Origin of the sequence: Streptomyces sp. CB02923, from assembly GCF_001905005.1 — a bacterium.
Taxonomy (GTDB): Bacteria; Actinomycetota; Actinomycetes; order Streptomycetales; family Streptomycetaceae; genus Streptomyces.
The window spans coordinates 1,016,986-1,033,605 of record NZ_LWKZ01000012.1; the positions used below are offsets into that span (position 1 = coordinate 1,016,986).

At 73.4% G+C, this 16,620-nt stretch carries 15 protein-coding genes; 5 read left to right on the plus strand and 10 right to left on the minus strand.

The window, feature by feature from the left end:
• Positions 1-29: 29 nt before the first annotated feature.
• Both A6A06_RS16125 and A6A06_RS16130 read right to left on the minus strand, forming a co-directional pair.
• Positions 30-221 (minus strand): DUF397 domain-containing protein, encoded by a 192-nt coding sequence (locus A6A06_RS16125; RefSeq protein ID WP_073761853.1) that lies wholly within the window; start codon positions 219-221, stop codon positions 30-32.
• Positions 218-1,048: a helix-turn-helix domain-containing protein gene (locus tag A6A06_RS16130; protein ID WP_073761854.1), complete on the minus strand. Its 831-nt coding sequence runs from the start codon at positions 1,046-1,048 to the stop codon at positions 218-220. Before A6A06_RS16130 ends, A6A06_RS16125 begins: the two co-directional genes overlap by 4 nt.
• A gap of 147 nt (positions 1,049-1,195) precedes the next feature.
• Between A6A06_RS16130 and A6A06_RS16135 the strand changes: the two genes are divergently transcribed.
• Genes A6A06_RS16135 through pulA form a run of 3 tightly spaced genes read left to right on the plus strand, consistent with a single transcriptional unit; the run spans position 1,196 to position 5,871 of the window.
• On the plus strand, positions 1,196-1,738 hold the full coding sequence (locus tag A6A06_RS16135; protein WP_073761855.1) for an ATP-binding protein: 543 nt from the start codon (positions 1,196-1,198) through the stop codon (positions 1,736-1,738).
• A 41-nt stretch (positions 1,739-1,779) separates the two neighbouring features.
• A complete protein-coding gene (locus tag A6A06_RS16140; protein ID WP_073761856.1) occupies positions 1,780-3,192 on the plus strand; it encodes an alpha-amylase in 1,413 nt (470 codons plus the stop codon).
• A gap of 48 nt (positions 3,193-3,240) precedes the next feature.
• Positions 3,241-5,871, plus strand: a complete 2,631-nt coding sequence (gene pulA, locus A6A06_RS16145; protein WP_199930890.1) for a pullulanase-type alpha-1,6-glucosidase — start codon at positions 3,241-3,243, stop codon at positions 5,869-5,871.
• A 361-nt stretch (positions 5,872-6,232) separates the two neighbouring features.
• Here the strand turns inward: pulA and A6A06_RS16150 are convergent, their stop codons facing one another.
• The 8 genes from A6A06_RS16150 to A6A06_RS16185 form a co-directional block, all read right to left on the minus strand.
• On the minus strand, positions 6,233-6,835 hold the full coding sequence (locus tag A6A06_RS16150; RefSeq protein WP_073761857.1) for a GNAT family N-acetyltransferase: 603 nt from the start codon (positions 6,833-6,835) through the stop codon (positions 6,233-6,235).
• Between the two features lie 43 nt (positions 6,836-6,878).
• Complete coding sequence (locus A6A06_RS16155; RefSeq protein ID WP_073761858.1) at positions 6,879-7,595, minus strand: TetR/AcrR family transcriptional regulator; 717 nt, start codon at positions 7,593-7,595, stop codon at positions 6,879-6,881.
• A 166-nt stretch (positions 7,596-7,761) separates the two neighbouring features.
• The gene (locus A6A06_RS16160; RefSeq protein WP_073761859.1) at positions 7,762-8,856 is read right to left on the minus strand and encodes a PDR/VanB family oxidoreductase; all 1,095 of its coding nucleotides are present in this window, start codon (positions 8,854-8,856) and stop codon (positions 7,762-7,764) included.
• A 1-nt stretch (position 8,857) separates the two neighbouring features.
• Positions 8,858-9,871, minus strand: coding sequence for a metal-dependent hydrolase (locus A6A06_RS16165; protein ID WP_242440759.1), 1,014 nt, complete (start codon positions 9,869-9,871; stop codon positions 8,858-8,860).
• 159 nt (positions 9,872-10,030) lie between these two features.
• Positions 10,031-12,043, minus strand: a complete 2,013-nt coding sequence (locus tag A6A06_RS16170) for a hypothetical protein (RefSeq protein ID WP_073761860.1) — start codon at positions 12,041-12,043, stop codon at positions 10,031-10,033.
• Positions 12,044-12,131: 88 nt separating this feature from the next.
• Complete coding sequence (locus A6A06_RS16175; RefSeq protein WP_073761861.1) at positions 12,132-12,377, minus strand: DUF397 domain-containing protein; 246 nt, start codon at positions 12,375-12,377, stop codon at positions 12,132-12,134.
• Positions 12,378-12,500: 123 nt separating this feature from the next.
• Positions 12,501-13,148: a LuxR C-terminal-related transcriptional regulator gene (locus tag A6A06_RS16180; protein WP_073761862.1), complete on the minus strand. Its 648-nt coding sequence runs from the start codon at positions 13,146-13,148 to the stop codon at positions 12,501-12,503.
• The gene (locus A6A06_RS16185) at positions 13,112-14,410 is read right to left on the minus strand and encodes a sensor histidine kinase (RefSeq protein ID WP_073761863.1); all 1,299 of its coding nucleotides are present in this window, start codon (positions 14,408-14,410) and stop codon (positions 13,112-13,114) included. The genes A6A06_RS16180 and A6A06_RS16185 overlap by 37 nt, the downstream gene beginning before the upstream one ends.
• Positions 14,411-14,662: 252 nt before the next feature.
• Here A6A06_RS16185 and A6A06_RS16190 point away from each other — a divergent pair, with 252 nt between their 5' ends.
• Positions 14,663-15,577, plus strand: a complete 915-nt coding sequence (locus tag A6A06_RS16190) for a GNAT family N-acetyltransferase (RefSeq protein WP_073761864.1) — start codon at positions 14,663-14,665, stop codon at positions 15,575-15,577.
• Positions 15,574-16,596: a lysophospholipid acyltransferase family protein gene (locus A6A06_RS16195; RefSeq protein ID WP_242440760.1), complete on the plus strand. Its 1,023-nt coding sequence runs from the start codon at positions 15,574-15,576 to the stop codon at positions 16,594-16,596. Before A6A06_RS16190 ends, A6A06_RS16195 begins: the two co-directional genes overlap by 4 nt.
• The last annotated feature ends 24 nt before the right edge of the window (positions 16,597-16,620 follow it).

Here is a 16,620-nt window from a genome sequence, read left to right on the forward strand (position 1 = left end):
ACGCGGGGTGGGGTCAACGACGGTTCGGGTCAGGTTGCCCGGCGAGCGGCGTAGGGGAGGAAGGTGGCCCAGGCGTCGGCAGCGATGGCCAGGCGGGGCCCGTGTATGTCTTTCGAGTCGCGGATGTGGACGGTGCCGCGTGTGGCGGCGACCTCGACGCAGTCGTCCCCTGAGCTACCGCTGTAGCTGCTCTTGGTCCAGGTCAGCTCGGTGGTGCTCATAGGGCTCCTCGCATCCGTTCCAGCAGGCTCCTGGAGTCATCGGGGGAGAGAGCCTGCGATTGCAGTCTCGCATAGCGCATGCGCAGCGTACTGATCGTCTTGGAATCAGGAACGAAGTGCCCGCTCTCTTGCGACTCGCAGTATCCGAACCACTTGTGGTCCGGGGTTTCGAGGAGACGAATCGGCCCGTCCAGCCCGGGATGGACCCCCACCTTCAGCGGCATGATTTGCAGCTCGACGTTCCGGCGGCTCGCGCACTCCAGAACGTGCTCGATGAGCAGACGGCAAGCCTCCGTGCCACCGGTCTGACGCAGGAAGACATGTTCGTCGAGAACGAAGGTGAACAGTGTGTTCGGTCGCTCCTGCAACAGCTTCTGACGCTCCAGCCGGGCGGCCACCTGCGATTCAACCTTTTCGTTGGTCAGCAGGGGAACCCGGTTTTCGAAGAGCGTTCGTGCGTACCTCTCGGTCTGCAGCAGTCCCGGGATCAATCGGCACTCGTACGTACACAGGGTGATCGCCCGCTCTTCCAAGGACGCCCAGTGCCGGAACCAAGCAGCCAGACCTGGCTGACGCGACAGGTGACGTGCGGCGCCTTTCAACGCGCCGAATGCGTCCAGTACCACTTCCGCCCGGTCGATGAACTCCGGCGGGGGAAGCCGTCGCCCCTGTTCGATGGAAGCGATGGTCTGCGGTGAGAACCGCACCAGCAGAGCCAGTTCGTCCTGCGTGAGTCCGGCCCGTTCCCTGAACGCTTTGACCACGGCTCCGAACGCCCTCAGGCTGTCCGTGGATTCCGGCTCGCTGCTCCCCGCCGCTTCTGACATTTTCGGCCTCCTCGGCAGTCCTACGTGCCCAACTCGGCCATGGTCACGGTCAGTAATGCGTACTGTCTACCCTCCGTACCCGTACGCTTCCGCTCCGTACGGGCGGAACCCCTGGTCGCCCCGTCGATTAGCGACGACCGTGGGCCCATGCCAGCCCAACTGATCACTCGCCCACCCCAGCCCCCCGTCACCGTACGTGTGTTCACCCAGCGCTTCAGCAGTACGCGGCTGGGGGCGCGGCTGGCGCGGCATTTGGCCGTGCACCGGCTTGACGCGTGGGGGTTCCCGTACGGCAGCGCGTTCTCCGACGACGTCGGTGCGGTGGTCGGGGAGCTGACCGCGAACGCGGTGACCCACGGCCGCGTGCCCGGCCGGGACTTCGAGCTGCGGCTCGCGGTCGTCGGCGGGCTCGCCCGTACCGGGACGCTGCGGATCGACGTGACCGACACGCGGACCGAGCGGCGGCCACCGCCCCCCGGCGGCATCGGCCCCGCGCCCGCCGACGCGGAGGCCGGGCGCGGCCTGGTCGTCGTCGCCGCGCTCGCCACCCGGTGGGCGGTTCTCGACCGTGCGGGGGTCGGGAAGACCGTACGCGCGGAGTTGGATCTCGCGCCGGGCGTCGGCGGGCTCTCCGAAACACCGTTGCAATCTCTTGCGCAAACTCTTGCAACAATCAACCACGGCGGATAGAACAACGGCTGAACCCCTCCCACCCCCTCAGGAGGAACCCGATGCCCACCACCCGCCGACGGCGGCCCGCCCGCAGACCCGTGGCCGCCGCGCTCGCCCTTCTCTCCGGCGCGGCGGCGGCCGTCCTCGCCCCGCCGCCGCCGACCGCGCACGCGGCGCCGCCGGGGACGAAGGACGTCACCGCCGAGCTGTTCCAGTGGCGGTACGACTCGGTCGCCAAGGAGTGCACGAGCACGCTGGGCCCCGCCGGTTACGGCTACGTGGAGGTCTCGCCGGCCACCGAGCACATCCAGGGCGGCCAGTGGTGGACCTCGTACCAGCCCGTCAGCTACCGGATCGCCGGGCGGCTCGGTGACCGGGCGGCCTTCAGGCGCATGGTGGAGACCTGCCACGCGGCGGGCGTCCAGGTGGTCGCGGACGCGGTGATCAACCACATGTCGGCCGGATCGGGGACGGGCACGGGCGGCTCCTCGTACACGAAGTACGACTACCCGGGGATCTACCAGCGCCAGGACATGGACGACTGCACCGGGCCGGTCACCGACTACCGCGACCGCCGGAACGTGCAGCACTGCGAACTGGTGGGCCTGGCCGACCTGGACACCGGCGAGCCGTACGTCCGGTCGCGGATCGCCGCGTACCTGAACGACCTGCTGTCGCTCGGTGTGGACGGCTTCCGGATCGACGCGGCCAAACACCTGCCGGCCGAGGACCTCGCCGCGATCAAAAGGCAGTTGAAGAATCCTTCCGTCTACTGGAAGCAGGAAGCCATCCACGGGGACGGCGAGGCCGTGTCGCCCGCCGAATACCTCGGCAACGGCGACGTACAGGAATTCCGGTACGGCCGCGACCTCAAGCGCGTCTTCCGGAACGAGAAGCTGGCGTACCTGAAGAACTTCGGCGAGGGCTGGGCGTACCTGCCCTCCGCGCAGTCCGGCGTCTTCGTCGACAACTGGGACACCGAGCGCAACGGCACGACACTCAGCTACAAGGACGGCGCGGACTACACCCTCGCCAACGTCTTCATGCTGGCCTGGCCGTACGGGGCGCCCGACGTGCATTCCGGTTACGAGTTCGCCGACCACGACGCGGGGCCGCCCAACGGGGGTGCGGTGCGCGCCTGCTGGCAGGACGGCTGGAAGTGCCAGCACAACTGGCCCGAGATCCGCGGCATGGTCGGCTTCCGCAACGCGACCCGCGGCACGGCCGTCACCCACTGGTGGGACAACGGCAACGACGCCATCGCCTTCGGACGCGGCGACCGCGGCTACGCCGTCGTCAACCACGAGGGCAGCGCGCTGACCCGCACCTTCCAGACCTCGCTGCCGGCCGGCACGTACTGCGACGTACAGAGCCGGAAGCCGGTGACGGTGGGCGGTGACGGGCGCTTCACCGCCACGGTCGCCCCGAACACGGCGCTGGCGCTGCACGTCGGCGCGCGCGACTGCGGCTGACCCGGCCCGCTCCGCACGCTGCCCCGAACGTCCTGAAGGAGTCCTTACGTGAGGCGCACCCTCCGCCGTACCGTCGCAGCCGTGGCCATGGCCCTGTGCGCGGCGGTCCTGCCCGCCCCGCTTCCCGCGAACGCCGAACCGCCACCGGCTCCCGCCGAGGCGGCGGCGCAGTGGATCGACCGCGACACCGTGGTCTGGAAGGGAGCCCGGCGGGCCGACGCCCGGCTGGAGTTCGGGGCGGCGGGGCAGGAGGGGCGGATACGGCTCACGCCTGCCGCGCTCACCCCCGCCGAACAGGCCGCGTACCCGCACCTGAAGCACTTCCCGGCCTTCGCCGTGGACCCGCGCGACAGCGGGCTGGCCCGTGCCGCGCTGCGCGACCGGCTCGTCGCGGTCCAGCCGGACGCGGACGGGCGGCCCGTCCGCACCGGCGTCCAGATCCCCGGCGTACTGGACGACCTGTACGGACCGGCCGCGGCCGAGGCACCGCTCGGCCCGGTCTTCCGGCACGGCCGCCCCGCCCTCGCCGTCTGGGCGCCGACCGCCCGCACCGTCGCCCTCGAACTCGACGGCCGTACGGTGCCGATGCGGCGGGACGACGCGAGCGGCGTGTGGCAGGCGCGGGGCACGCGCGGCTGGACGGGCAAGCCGTACCGGTACGTCGTCGACGTGTGGGCGCCCGCCGCCGGCCGCTTCGTCACGAACAAGGTCACCGACCCGTACGCGACCGCGCTGACCGCCGACTCGACGCGCAGCCTCCTCGTCGACCTCGCCGATCCGCGCCTCGCGCCCAGGGGATGGAACCGGCTCAGGAAGCCCGCCGCGGTGCCCCTGAACCGGGCCCGCATCCAGGAACTCCACATCCGCGACTTTTCCGTCGCGGACCGCACCTCGCGCCACCCCGGCCAGTACCTCGCCTTCACCGACCGCCAATCGGACGGGATGCGGCACCTCAAGGCCCTCGCCGACTCCGGCACCTCCTACGTCCACCTCCTGCCCGCCTTCGACATCGCGACCATCCCGGAGCGGCGCTCCGACCAGGCCCGGCCGGACTGCGACCTGGCGGCGCTGCCCGCCGACTCCGAGCAGCAGCAGGAGTGCGTCGGGAAGACCGCTGCCCGCGACGCGTACAACTGGGGTTACGACCCGTTCCACTACACCGTGCCGGAAGGCTCGTACGCCTCCGACCCGGACTCGCCACGGGCCCGGACCAGCGAATTCCGCCGCATGGTGCAGGGCCTGAACGGCGCCGGACTGCGCACCGTCATGGACGTCGTCTACAACCACACCGCCGCCAGCGGTCAGGACGCGCTCTCCGTCCTCGACCGCATCGTGCCCGGCTACTACCACCGGCTGCTCGACGACGGCTCGGTGGCCACCTCCACCTGCTGCGCGAACACCGCGCCCGAACACACGATGATGGGCCGGCTCGTCGTCGACTCGATCGTCACCTGGGCCCGCCAGTACAAGGTCGACGGCTTCCGGTTCGACCTGATGGGACACCACCCGAAGGCCAACATCCTTGCCGTGCGCGCGGCGTTGGACGCGCTGACCGTCGCCAAGGACGGCGTGGACGGCAAGGCGGTCGTCCTCTACGGGGAGGGCTGGAATTTCGGCGAGGTCGCGGACGACGCGCGCTTCGTGCAGGCCACCCAGGGGAACATGGCGGGCACCGGGATCGCCACCTTCAACGACCGCGCACGCGACGCGGTACGCGGCGGCGGGCCCTTCGACGAAGACCCGCGCATACAGGGCTTCGCCTCCGGCCTCTTCACGGACCCCAACCCCTCGCCCGCCAACGGCACCCCGGCCGAACAGCGCGCCCGCCTTCTCCACCACCAGGACCTGCTCAAGGTCGGCCTGACAGGCAACCTCGCCGACTACACCTTCACCGACACCTCAGGACGCACGGTCAAGGGATCGCAGGTCGACTACAACGGCGCGCCCGCCGGATACGCAGCCGCCCCCGGCGACGCCCTCGCGTACGCCGACGCACACGACAACGAAACGCTGTACGACGCCCTCGCCTACAAGCTCCCGCAGGGCACATCCGCCGCCGATCGCGCCCGTATGCAGGTCGTGGCCATGGCCACCGCCGCGCTCTCCCAGGGCCCGGCCCTCTCCCAGGCCGGAACGGATCTGCTCCGCTCCAAGTCCCTGGACCGCAACTCCTTCGAGAGCGGCGACTGGTTCAACGCCCTGCACTGGGACTGCCGGGACGGCAACGGCTTCGGCCGCGGCCTGCCGCCCGCGGCCGACAACAAGGACAAGTGGCCCTACGCCCGGCCCCTGCTCGCGGACCCCGCCCTGCGCCCCGGCTGCGCGCAGATCACCGCCGCCTCCGCCGCCTACCGCGACCTGCTCCGCATCCACGCCGCGGAACCGGCCTTCGGACTCGGCAGCGCCGCCGCCGTACAGGACGCGCTGTCCTTCCCCCTGTCGGGGACGGCGGAGACGCCGGGCGTGGTGACCATGCGGCTGGGCAGGCTGGTCGTGGTCTTCAACGCGACGCCGCAACGGCAGCTCCAGCACGTCCCGGCGCTCGCGGGCAAGCGGTACGGCCTGCACCGCGTCCAGGCGCGCGGCGCGGACCCGGTGGTGAAGGCGGCTTCGTACGAGAAGCGGACGGGGACGTTCGGCGTGCCGGGGCGTACGGTCGCGGTGTTCGCGGCGCGGTAGCCGTATCGGCGGCCGTGGCGCTTCGCAGCGGTGTGGGGCCGTCCATGGGCCGCCCTGCCCATGGACGGCCCATCCGCCTACGGCGGCTCCGGGGCCCGTTTTCCCCCGTGGATCGCCCCCATGGTTCCCCCATCCGTCCGCCGTGGCGGACTCCATGGGCCCCCGTGATCCCGTGCCCTCAGGCCCCGGTGACACCACTGTGGGGTCCCCGGGAATTGTCCGAAAGCCCTGAAGGTGCCGGACAAAGGGCCGTACAACCGGTCGCGGTTGCGCGGCGGCCCCGCGCGCGCCGGTGCTGTGCGCCGAGTGTCCGCCCCGCGCGCCGGTGCCCGCCCCTCCCGGCCGGTGCCTACGCCTGTGCCTACGCCTGCGGCCCCGGCAGCGGCGTCTCCGGCACCGGCCTCTCCGACACTGGCCTCTCCGACACCGGCCTCTCCGACACTGGCCTCTCCGGCACCGGCTTCTCCAGCAGCGTGACGGTGTACCTGCTCCCGTCCGAGCCCTCCTTCGCCCGCTGTTCGCCGACGACCCGGTAGCCCGCACTCTCGTAGTACGGCTGGAGCCGCGGATTGGCCGACTTGCAGTCGAGGCGGCTCAGCGGGCGGCCCGCCTCGGCGATCCGCCGCTCGGCACGGGCCAGCATCGCGCGGCCGGTGCCCGCCGGTGCCCGGTCGCGGTCGACCATCAGACGGTGCAGATAGCCCGCGACGGGCGGCTGCGGGCCCCACGCGGGCAGGTCCTCCCACCACAGTTCCCAGGCGCCGGCGGTCTCCCCGCGCACCTCGGCGAACCAGACCTCGTCCTGCTTGATCCGCAGCCGGAAGTGCTCCGCGTCCCGCTCGCCCGGCGTCCACTGGTCGATGCCGCGGCCCTGCATCCAGCGGGCGGCGCCGTCGTAGAGCGCGACGAGGGCGGCCACGTCGGCGTCGGTGTCCACGGCACGGCGGAAGGTGATCACGTCCATGCGCGGATTGTGCCGCAGCGGTACCGGAACGGGCGCGTCCGTCTCACGACGCCTGCGGCGCCAGCGCCATCAGCCGGGTGAGCAGCTCGCCGAACGGCCCGTCGGATGGCTCCCCGGCCAGGACCCGGCCCAGCACGGCGGCCATCTCCTCGTCGTACGCGGCGCTCACCGCCGCCAGCGCCGCGAAGTCGTGCACCAGCTGGCGTTCCAGCTCGCCGCGCGGGATGGCGCGGCTGTCGAGCCAGATCAGGGCGGTCGTCTCGGCGAGCGAGATCCAGGAGCGGACCACCAGTTCCATGCGCGGAGCGGGGCCCCGCACGCCGAGGTGGGAGAGGATCTGCTCGTACGCGGCCTGGCGCACCCCGTCGATCATCGCGCTCGTGCGGCCCGACCCCACGCCCTCCATGGCGCCGATGGAGGGGCCGCCGCGCATCAGCGCGGAGAAGCCGGGTCCGTGCTCCTCGACGAAGTCGAAGAATCGTTCCATCACGCGGAGCAGACGGGCACCGAGCGGCCCTTCGCGCGGCTCGACGAAACGGGCGGCCAACTCGTCGGCCGCCCGGCGCAGCGCCGCCTCGTACAGGCTCTGCTTGCCCGGGAAGTAGTGGTAGACCAGCGGCCGGGAGATCCCGGCCGCCTCGGCGATCTCGTCGATCGAGACCTCTTCCGGGGCCCGGTGGCTGAACAGGCCGAGCGCCACGGCGATCAGCTGCTCGCGTCGTTCCTCGACACCCATCCTGCGGCGCGCCCCGTTGGTCATGCGCACACCCTAACGACCGGGAACGCGCCGCGGAATCGAGCGGCCGGGGCCCGGCCACCGGACCTCGCGACCGCGGCGCGCGGGGCCCGGCCACCGGACTTCGCGGCCTCGGCGCGCGGCCCGGCCACCGGACCTCGCCGCCTCGGCACGCGGCCCGGCCCCGCCCTCAGAGATCGAGGACCAGACGCTCTCCCCGGGCCCGCGAGACGCAGATCAGCATCGAGTCGTCGCGTTCGGCGTCGGTGAGCAGTTCGTCGCGGTGGTCCACCTCGCCGGAGAGCACCCGCTGCTGGCAGGTGCCGCAGAAACCCTGCTCGCAGGAGTACGGGAGGTCCGGCAGCGCCTGCTCACGGATGGCGCGCAGGGCGCTGCCGTCCGCCGGGACGGTGACCGTGCGGCCGGTGCGCCGCAGCTCCACCTCGAACTCCGCGTTCTCGCCCGGAGGCAGGGCCGCGACGGGCGCGAACCGCTCCGTGCAGAGGGTCAGGCCGCGCGCCCCCTGCGGCAGCAACGCGGCCACGGCGTCCATCAGCGGGTCGGGACCGCAGCAGTAGACGGCGGCGTGCGGCGGGGCGCCGGTGAGCGCGCCCGCCAGGTCGGGCAGGCCGTCCTCGTCCTCGGCGACGACCGTCACGCGGTCCGACGCGGCGCCCGCCAGCTTCTCGACCTCCTCCAGGAACGGCATCGTCGCGCGCGAGCGCCCGCCGTACACCAGCCGCCAGGGCACGCCCTCGGACTCGGCCTGCCGCAGCATCGGCAGGATCGGTGTGATGCCGATGCCGCCCGCGATGAACAGGTAGGCGTGGCACTCCTCCAGCCGGAACCGGTTGCGCGGCCCGCGCACCTCGACGACCGTGCCCTCGTGCAGCTGCTCGTGCACCTCGCGCGAGCCGCCCCGGCCGTCCTCGATCAGCCGCGTCGCGATCGTGTACGAGCCGGTGTCGGCCGGGCTGCCGCACAGCGAGTACTGGCGCACGGTCCCCGAGGGCAGGACCACGTCGAGGTGGGCCCCGGGCTCCCAGGCGGGCAGGCCGTCGCCCTCCAGGCGCAGCCGTACGACGCCTTCGGCCTCCTCGGCGCGCTCCACGACCAGGAGCCGCAAGGGGCCGGAGCGGTCCCGGCCCCGGCCGGAGACGGGGTGCTCCAGCGCGGGCATCGGCCACAGCGGTGACCGGCCGATGCGCCGCCGCAGGGCCCGCTGGACGACCAGCGCGGCGCCGGCGGCGACCAGGACCGTACGTATCCGGGGGAGGGACGGCATCTCAGGCGGCTCCTGTCGGGTGGTCCTCGGCGCGAACGTGCTGCGTGTTCTGAGTGTTCTGCGTGTTCCGTGTGTTCTTGGTGTTCTTCGTGTTCTTCGCGGGCGCGTCCGCCGCCGGGCGGGCCTCGGCGGCGGACGCGGCGGGCGAACCGGCGAGATAGGCGGCGGCCTGCTCGGTGCTGCCGTACCGCGAGGGGTGGTAGGCCCGGCTCAGGTACTGCGGGACGGAACGGGCCATATCGGCGGCGGTGGGCAGCACGCCCTGGCGCCCGGCCCGCGTGAACTCCCGGAAGCTGGCCCGGCCGTCCGGGAGCGAGGGATCGTTCGCCATGAAGAAGCGGGTGCCGCGCTGCCAGAGGAAGACGAGCGCGGAGAAGGCGGTGGCCCAGGTGCGCACCCGCCGCCGGTAGCCGCCGTCCACGTGCAGGAAGAGATCGAACGCGACCGAGCGGTGCTCGACCTCCTCGGCGCCGTGCCACCGCAGCAGGTCCAGCATCGTCGGATCGGCGCCCCTGGCGTCCAGCGCCTCCGCGTTGAGCACCCAGTCCCCGAGGAAGGCCGTGTAGTGCTCGATCGCGGCGATGATCGCGACGCGCTCCATCAGCCACCACTGGCGCGCCCGGCCCGGGGGCAGGGTACGGTCACCGAGCAGCTTCTCGAAGAGCCAGTCGACCTGCGCGGTGTACGGGGTCGGGTCCAGGCCGAGCCGCTTGAGGTGCGGCAGCACGTCGTCGTGCGCCTGGGAGTGCATGGCTTCCTGGCCGATGAACCCGATCACGTCCTCCCGCAGCCGCGCGTCGCGGATCTGCGGCAGCACCTGCTTGTAGACGTGTACGAACCAGCGTTCACCGGCGGGCAGCAGCAGGTGCAGCACATTGATCGTGTGGGTGCTGTCCGGATCGCCGGGAATCCAGTGCAGGGGAGTGTCCGCCCAGTCGAAGGCGACGTTGCGTGCTTTCAGCTGGGTGTGCTCGGACGCGACCGGCCGGGGCCGCAACGAGGCCGTATTAGACATGGCGTCAATGTACTGGCGGGTACGGGATCGGCAACAGGCTTGGGGCAGGGATTTTCCGTTCCGGTGCCCAGGACCTCCTGCGCCACCCACGCCTCCTCCGCCACCCGTACCCCTCCGCTGCCGCCCCTCCGCATCCCCCCCGTTGCCCGCCCCCGGGCGCTACCGGAGCCCCGTCACCCGCTCCCCGCTCCGCAGCCGCCCCGACAGCTCCGCGCGGGCGCCCGCCGTCGCCGGTACGGCCAGCTGCGAGCCCGCCGCGCGCCCCATGACCCCGCCGCCCACGCTGATCTCCGTGAGCTGTCCGCTGCCCGCGGCCACCAGCCACCACTGACCCCCGGACGCCTTCCACAGGACACCGGCCAGCGCCCACGGCTCGCGCGGGCCGCACCCCGGGCCGCCTTCGGAGCGCGCCACGACCGCGCCCGGCGCGTACCGCAATCCGGCCGTGGGCGGGGTCTGGACCTGCGCGAAGGTACGGCTGCCCGCGCCCCGCCAGGTCTCGGCGCGCGTGCACACCCACACCGCGGTGCCGCCACCGGCGGGCAGCGGCTGCTGGGCGAACTCCCAGGAGTTGACCGCGCGTACGCCCTGACCGCGCAGCTCGCCGAGGTGGCATGCCGTGCGCGCCCAGGCCGTGCGCGCCTGCGGCCCGTCCGGTTCGCCGGGCCGGGCCGGAGCGCCGGACGTCAGCCGGGCCGGGACCAGTTCGCCGAGATCGGTGAAGAGGTGGCCGTCCATCCGCAGGGCCTGCCAGGCGGTGCAGGTGGTGGCCCGCGCGGGGGACGGTACGGGGCCGGTCGCACCGTCCTCGCCGATGGGCACGGGCTGGGCCGCGTCGGCGGGCTTCAGCAGGTCGGTCAGCCCGGCGTGCCCGGTCCACGGGGCGGTCAGGTAGCGGACGTTGCTGTCCGTGCGGCTGAGCACCAGTGCCGAGACGGAGGTGTCGTCCGCGCCGTCCGTACGGGCGAAGTCCAGTGCCGCGCCGGGTCCGTCCTGTCCGCTGCCGGAGGCGTCCACAGGCTCCGCGTAGCGCACCACGCGCAGCCCGTCGTACAGGAGCACCACCGCGGCCCGGTCCGCCACACCCGCGTAGAGCAGCTGTGGCGGACCGGCCGCGGGGCCCCCGGCGGTGCCCGGGGTCGCCGAGACCTGCACGTCCGGGCCGGGCCTGGCCCACACGGCCAGCGCGCGCCGCAGCAGCGCCCGGTCGTGCGTACGGTCTCCGCGGGCGGGCCAGGCCGCGAGACCCCGCCGTGTCGCGTTCCGCCAGCTTCCGGCGGCGGCCCGCGTCACCTTGGCGGGATCCAGGGCGGCCTGCGCTGCCGCGTTCTCGGCGTACGGGGGAGCCGCGGCGCCATCGGGGCCCCGACCGCCGCCCGGCAGAGTCAGCAGCGCACCGCACACCAGCACCGCCGCTCCCGCCGCCAGCGTCGCGCGGGTGGACCGGCGGCGCCGCAGGAGGTCGGTGGGCCGGGCCTGGAGGGAACAGGGGTCGAACTCGGCGGATTCCAGCAGCGGCCGGCCCCGGCCGCCCACCGGCGGTGCCGCTCCGGCCGCCGCGGTGAGCGCGCCCGGCACGTCCTCGGCCCCCGCCGCCTCCAAGGCCGCCCGTACGTCCGCGTCGCCCGAACCCTCCAGCACGCGCAGCACATACGCCGCGCGGGCCGGGGCGGACAGCGCCGACAGGGCCCGGGCCAGGGAGAGTTCGTCCACACCGCCGGAGCGGGGGAACAGCCGCAGGCCCCAGACCTGCGGCAGCAGCGGCGGCAGCGGCGGTACGGGAACGTCACGTCCCAGCAACGGCAGACGCAGCCGGGGGCGTTCGGCGGCCAGGGCCGCACGCAGCACCTGGAGCCGTACGAACGCGTAACCGGGATCGGTGGCCGGGCGGCCGGGGCGGCGCTGGGGCGGCAGGAGGGGGAGCCGCGCAGGGGCGCCGCGGCGCGGCAGGGAGCGCTGGACGATCGAATGCGCCCTCAGGACCCGCCGGTTGCGCCCCAGTGTCGGCGGCAGCACCAGATAGGCGAGGCGCGTCAACCGCGGGTAGTGCTCGACGAGGGCCGCCTCGGCCTGTTCGACGCCGACGAAGGCGGCCGGAACGCCACCGGCATCGGGGCGGGGACGACGGCGGGGCCGGTCCGGACGGGGTGCTGTTGCCTGCTGCTGCTCCACGTTCGGTGAAACGAGTGAATCCTGGGATGGTCACATCGCCCGCCGCGCGCCCCTCCGGGCAGCAGCGCGCCCCGCCCGCCCCGGCGCGCTACTCCGGGCGCTCCGCGCGGTCGAGGTCGAACTCGCCGTCCCGCGCGCCCAGGACGAACGCGCGCCACTCCGCCTCGGTGTACCGCAGCACCACGTCCGGCTCCTTGGAATTGCGCATGGCCACCGCGCCCTTCTCCAGGAAGGCGATCTCCACCGCCTCCTCGGACTCGCCGGGGGCGCGCTGCCAGGTGGCGTCGGAGATGTCGAGGGCGTAGAGCCACTCCTTGTCAGCTGCGGCACTCATACGGGGAACTCCTTGCTCGCGGTCCGTACGGGTCTGCGTACGGATCGTCAGCGTACGCGGTGGCCGGATGAGCTTCCAGCGGTCCTCCGAGGTGTGGTACGGGGGCCGGCGGGGCGGAAGGGCTCAACCACGGTCCAGATAGGCCAGAACGGCCAGCACCCGGCGGTTGTCGTCGTCGGACGGCGGCAGGTGCAGCTTTCCGAAGATGTTGGAGGTGTGCTTGGCGACGGCACGCTCGGTGACGACCAGCTTGCCCGCGATGGCCGTGTTGGAGCGCCCCTCGGCCATCAGCTCCAGCACCTCGGTCTCGCGCGGCGTCAGCCGGGCCATCGGCCGGTCCTGCGCCCGCCGGGACAGCAGTTGGGAGATCACCTGCGGGTCCATGGCCGTACCGCCGCCGGCCACCCGCCGTACCGCGTCGATGAACTGCTCGGCGTCGAAGACCCGGTCCTTGAGCAGGTAGCCGACCCCGCCGGTGCCGTCGGCCAGCAGCTCGCGCGCGTACAGCTGTTCCACGTGCTGGGACAGGACGAGCACCGGCAGACCGGGCCGGGCCTGGCGGGCGGCCAGCGCGCACTGGAGGCCCTCGTCCGTGAAGGAGGGCGGCAGCCGTACGTCCACGACTGCGACGTCCGGCTGCTCCTCGGCCAGCGCTCGCGCCAGGTCCGGCCCGTTGTCGACGGCGGCGGCGATCTCGAAGCCGAACGCCTCCAGCATCCGTATCAGACCGTCTCTCAGGAGGAAGAGGTCTTCGGCGAGCACAACGCGCACGGGATCTCCAGCGTGACCAGGGTGGGGCCGCCCGCCGGGCTGCTGACGGCCAGGATGCCGTCGAATGTACCGAGTCGTCGCTCAAGTCCGCGCAGGCCGGAGTGCGTACCGGCCGGACCGGGCAGCCCGGCGCCGCCCGCGGGCGGCAGGATCACACCGCCGCGGCCGTCGTCGCCGACGGTGACCCGCAGCCGTTCGCCGTCGTACTCCAGGTCCACCCACGCCCGCGTGGCATCCGCGTGCTTGGCGGTGTTGGTGAGCAGCTCGCTCACCGAGAAGTACGCGGCGGACTCCACCGGCGCCTCCAGGCGGCCCGCCAGCCGTCCCGTCACGTCCACCGGCAGCGGCATCCGCAGGGCCAGCGCCCGTACGGCGTCGTCCAGCCCGCGTTCGGCCAGCACCGGCGGGTGGATGCCGCGTACCAGGTCGCGCAGTTCGGACAGGGCCTGCGCCGACGACGTACGGGCGCGGGCGAGCAGTTCCTTGGCCTGTGCGGGGTCCCGTTCGATCAGCGCCTCGACCGTGCCCAGGTCCATGCCCATGGCCACCAGCCGGGCCTGCGCGCCGTCGTGCAGGTCCCGTTCGATCCGGCGCAGTTCGGCCGCCGAGGCGTCCACCGCGTCGTGCCGGGTCTCGGTGAGCCGCTCCACGCGGGCGGCCAGCGTGGCCTTGGGCGGGGTGAGGAACACCGCGGTGAGCCGGAAGTGCAGGGGCAGCAGCTTCGGGTTGAAGACGGAGGCGGCGAGGATCACCGTGGCCAGCACCGGCATGAGGGCCACCTGCAACGGGTCCGAGGCGAACAGGAACCCGTACACGTAGTCGTCGATCACACCGTTCCAGATCAGCACCGGGATGACGAAGCCCTCGATGCCGTACGCGGCCAGCAGGACCGGTACCAGCGCCGTGAAGAACCCCGCCGTCATGTCGACCGGCAGCCACAGCAGCTCCCGCCAGGTGGCCGGGTCGCGGAGCAGGTGCAGGCACTGCTGCACCATGCCGGGCAGGCCGCGCTGCCGCTCGGGTAGCGGCTGGTAGGCGGCGGGCACGCTGATCCCCGCCCAGTCGTGCGCCCACACCCGCCGCTGGTCGGCGAAGCGGCGGGTCTGCCCCACGACGAGCGGGGTGGTCAGCCAGCCGATGCCGATCGGCAGCAGGGCGAGCGAGACGAGGGTCAGCGAGAAGAGCAGGACCGAACCGACCAGCGAGACGACGGCGAGCCCGAGCCCGCGGGCTGCGGTAACCAGTGTTCGGCGGACCCTCATCCGTACGCTCCCTGCGCTTCACGCGCCCGGACGTCGGGCACGGGAACAGTCTGCCTGGTGGAGAAGACCAGGTCACTCGGTGTCGCCCCCCGAAGGGGGGTGTAGCCGGCACCACCACCGGTTCCGGCAGGACGCCGCGGCCCGGTGCCCGCCACGTCCGGCGGCCTGCTCGTCCCCCCTCTCCTCTCCTCTTCCCGTATCCGCGACCCCTGCCGGCCTCACCACGTCTCGACTCCCCGGACGGAGAGCCTCATGAGCGTCCCCGCGACCGTGCCCGCCGCCACCACGCCAGCCCCCACAGCCGCCCCTGCGGGCGGCACACCCGGCTCCGCACCGGGCGCTCCCACACAGGGCGCCCCCGCCGCGTACGAGACCTCGATCGCCGGTACACCGGACCTCGTACGCGCCGCCCAGCGCCTGCGCCACCAGGTCTTCGGCGACGAGCTGGGCGCCACCCTGCACTCGCCCCTGGCCGGCCACGACATCGACCCCGTCGACGACCTCGCGGACCACCTGATCGTCACCGAGACCGCCACCGGCGACGTGGTCGGCACCTACCGGCTGGTGCCGCCGGGACGCGGCGACCGCCTCTACTCCGACGGCGAGTTCGACCTGACGGCGCTCGCCGCGCTGCGCCCCTCGCTCATCGAGGCCGGGCGCTCCTGCGTCCACCCGGGCCACCGCAGCGGCGCCGTCATCAACCTGATGTGGGCCGCACTGGCCCGCTACACCCTGCTGTCCGGGCACCGCTACCTGGCGGGCTGCGCCTCCGTACCGCTGGCGGACGGCGGTACGGCCGCGGCCGCCGCCTGGGAGCTGGGCCGCACCCGGCACGCCGCGCCGCCCGGACTGCGGGTCACCCCGCACCACCCGTGGCGCCCCGAAGGACCGGGGCCGGACGCGCGCCCGAACCTGTCGCTGCTGCCGCCGCTGCTCCGCGGCTACCTGCGGATCGGCGCGTGGGTGTGCGGACCGCCCGCGCACGACCCCGAGTTCGACGTGGCCGACTTCTTCGTGGTGCTCGACATGGAGCGTCTCAACGACCGGTACCGCCGGTTCTTCCTGGGAGACCTGGCGGCCGGGCGGGGCACTCCGGAGCGGCAGGACATACCGGAGCGGCGCGGCATAGCGGAGCGGCGCGACCTACCGGCCGGGAGCCGGGCGTGAGCACCTGGGAGGTCCGGTCCGAGTGCACGACGGGCTGCGCCGCGCACGCCGCGCCGCGGATCCCGTTCACGGAGGCCGCCGGGCGCTGCGCCGCCTTCGCGCGCGCCGCGGGCCGCGCCCTGCGCGACGGCGAGCGGATGTCCGAACCGGCCCGGCTGCGGGCGCACGCGCGCGCGGTGCTGGACGCGATCGGCGTCCGGCTCGTCGTCGGGGCGGCGGCGGACGCGGGGGGTCTGGCGGTCCCCGGGGGTCTGGCGGTCCCGGGCGCGGCGGGCCCGGTGGCTCCGGATGCGGTGGGACCGATGGTCCCGGACGCAGTGGGCCCGATGGCCCCAATTGAGGTGGGCCCGGACGCGCAGCCGACGGGCTCCACGGACGCCCGCCCGCCGGGCTCTCCGGCCGTACCCCGCCCCGGCACCCTCGTCGTCGCCAACCACATCTCCTGGCTGGACATCCCCGCGCTCCTCGCCGTCGAGCCGGTGACCCTGCTCGCCAAGCGGGAGGTCGGCGACTGGCCGCTGGTCGGCACCCTCGCCCGCCGCGCCGGGACCCGCTTCATCGACCGCGACAGCCCCCGCCAACTGCCCGTCACGGTGGCGTCCTTGGCGGCCCTGCTGCGCTCCGGGCAGTCGGTGGCCGCGTTCCCGCAGGCCACCACCTGGTGTTCGGCGACGTACGGTGCCTTCCGCCGGGCCACCTTCCAGGCGGCGCTGGACGCGGGTGCCCCCGTGCGGCCGGTGACGATCGCGTACGAGCAGCAGGGGCTGCCCAGCACGGTGGCGGGCTTCCTCGGCGACGAGGAATTCCTGTCCTCCGTACGGCGGGTGGTCGGCGCGCGCGGCCTGACGGTCCGCGTCACCGTACATCCACCGCTGCTGCCCCGGCCCGGCACGCACGACCGGCGCGCGCTGGCGGACCTCGCCCGCAGGGCCGTCATCGGCACGGTCCGGGAGCCGGTCCGGAGGCACGCACTGGGCCGCCGGACCGGCCGCCCCGAAGACCAGCTGCTCGCCACGTAGCGGAGCGGCAGCCCCGTACGTACC

What these genes read in the sequence shown, in the direction of transcription:
- A6A06_RS16185 (WP_073761863.1), bottom strand. Translation starts at nt 14,410, where the DNA reads ATGAGGGTCCGCCGAACACTGGTTACCGCAGCCCGCGGGCTCGGGCTC.
- A6A06_RS16190 (WP_073761864.1), top strand. Translation starts at nt 14,663, where the DNA reads ATGAGCGTCCCCGCGACCGTGCCCGCCGCCACCACGCCAGCCCCCACA.
- A6A06_RS16130 (WP_073761854.1), bottom strand. Translation starts at nt 1,048, where the DNA reads ATGTCAGAAGCGGCGGGGAGCAGCGAGCCGGAATCCACGGACAGCCTG.
- A6A06_RS16155 (WP_073761858.1), bottom strand. Translation starts at nt 7,595, where the DNA reads ATGACCAACGGGGCGCGCCGCAGGATGGGTGTCGAGGAACGACGCGAG.
- A6A06_RS16140 (WP_073761856.1), top strand. Translation starts at nt 1,780, where the DNA reads ATGCCCACCACCCGCCGACGGCGGCCCGCCCGCAGACCCGTGGCCGCC.
- A6A06_RS16135 (WP_073761855.1), top strand. Translation starts at nt 1,196, where the DNA reads ATGCCAGCCCAACTGATCACTCGCCCACCCCAGCCCCCCGTCACCGTA.
- A6A06_RS16175 (WP_073761861.1), bottom strand. Translation starts at nt 12,377, where the DNA reads ATGAGTGCCGCAGCTGACAAGGAGTGGCTCTACGCCCTCGACATCTCC.
- A6A06_RS16150 (WP_073761857.1), bottom strand. Translation starts at nt 6,835, where the DNA reads ATGGACGTGATCACCTTCCGCCGTGCCGTGGACACCGACGCCGACGTG.
- A6A06_RS16160 (WP_073761859.1), bottom strand. Translation starts at nt 8,856, where the DNA reads ATGCCGTCCCTCCCCCGGATACGTACGGTCCTGGTCGCCGCCGGCGCC.
- A6A06_RS16125 (WP_073761853.1), bottom strand. Translation starts at nt 221, where the DNA reads ATGAGCACCACCGAGCTGACCTGGACCAAGAGCAGCTACAGCGGTAGC.
- A6A06_RS16165 (WP_242440759.1), bottom strand. Translation starts at nt 9,871, where the DNA reads ATGTCTAATACGGCCTCGTTGCGGCCCCGGCCGGTCGCGTCCGAGCAC.